Source organism: Planococcus sp. S3-L1 (assembly GCF_030063085.1).
Classification (GTDB): domain Bacteria; phylum Bacillota; class Bacilli; order Bacillales_A; family Planococcaceae; genus Planococcus; species Planococcus kocurii.
Genome location: NZ_JASISN010000047.1, coordinates 1 through 1,498, shown reverse-complemented (window position 1 = coordinate 1,498; position 1,498 = coordinate 1). Strand labels below are relative to the sequence as shown.

The window sequence follows — 1,498 nt, the reverse complement described above, 5'->3', positions numbered from 1 at the left end:
GATGCACTATTTGCATTCCTGGAACCAGAAAAGGTCGACGCCCTAGCCAAAGAAACGGGATTTATTCAACGTAAGAGAAAACTAACCGCCAGCGATTTTCTGTCGTTGCTTTTTCAGGCCCATGGAAACTTCATCGATCCGAGCTTGCAAGAACTCAGCACCAAGCTCTTGGCCGATCAGGAAATCGACATCAGTCGTACCGCAATCGATAAGAAGTTCACTAAGCAAGCTGTCCATTTTCTTCAACGGTTGGTCGAAGAGTTATTCCAGATTCAGCAATCGCTTGAACTAGCGAAACATCCAGTGGCCGTGGATTGGCCGTTTACGAGCTTGCGCATCTTAGATGCCACGCATATCGATGTGCCCAATTCATTGAAAGCGCGCGCGAAAAAAACACGCCAAACCTCCGTGAAAATCCAACATGAATTTGATGTGTTGACGGGACGACTGACCTTTTTGCGTGTCGATCTGGACAACGTCAACGACACCGTCATGGGAGGGAAACGGGTGCCGTTTCTGGACGAGCAAGAATTGTGCTTGCAAGACCTTGGCTATTTCCATTTCCACTTATTGGAGAAGATTGATGAAAACCACAACTACTTTCTCACCAAGTTTCGAAACGACGCTTATTTGGCCTATCAAAACCCGTTCCCTGCCTATCATCCGAATGGATCTGTGGTGAAGAGTAGTGAGTATCAACGCATTGAACTCGATCTCCTTTGCGAGAACATGGTACCGGGAGAAATCTTGGAACTGGAACAAGTTTACTTTGGGCACGATGCGCATTTTCCAGCACGATGTGTGCTAGTTGCCCATGGCGAAGAAGACCGACAACAGCGACTGAAAAAAATTCAGCGCCGGGCGACCAAAAGTGGGAAGAAACCCAAGCAGTTGGTTCGTGATTTAGCCAGAATAACCGGATATATGACCAACTTACCCGAACCGGTTTCAGGTTCGCACCTCGTTGAGTTGTATCGCATGCGTTGGCAAATTGAATTGATCTTTAAGGCATTGAAATCCTATTTGGAAATCGATCATTTCCGGTTGATCAAACAAGAGCGCTGGCTCTGCCATATATATGCCACATTACTGGTTTTCCTGTTAAGCCAATTGATTGCGTATCAACTTCGGAATGCGATTTGGGAAATCGAGGAGAAAGAAATTAGTGAAACCATCGCGATTCGAAGTATCGCCTGTGAGTTTTTGGCACAAATGTATGAAGCCGTCAAACAAAAAAAGAAGACGCTTCTGGCTTTTGTCCCCTTGATTTCCCACTTACTCAGCAGGACTGCACGGAAGCCGAATTCCGCTAAAGGAACAGCCTTGAAACGCCTTCAACTCAACTAGAATTACCCACCCACCCACAGCCTCCCCCAAAAAAGGGAGGCTAGTTGGCGTTCTTAGTTATCACCATTTCCGATATTCCCCTAATTCAAACCCCCATATCGTACAAATTTAATGGGCATACTCCACGTTATTTCTTAAGTTGACAGCTATG

The 1,498-nt window shown here is 46.1% G+C and carries 1 protein-coding gene; it reads left to right on the top strand.

Features of this window, described 5'->3' with window-relative positions; all coding sequences use genetic code 11:
- Positions 1–1,347, top strand: a 1,347-nt coding sequence (locus QMF37_RS18155; protein WP_283479138.1) for an IS4 family transposase, incomplete at its 5' end; no start/stop codon positions are given.
- Positions 1,348–1,498: the final 151 nt, after the last annotated feature.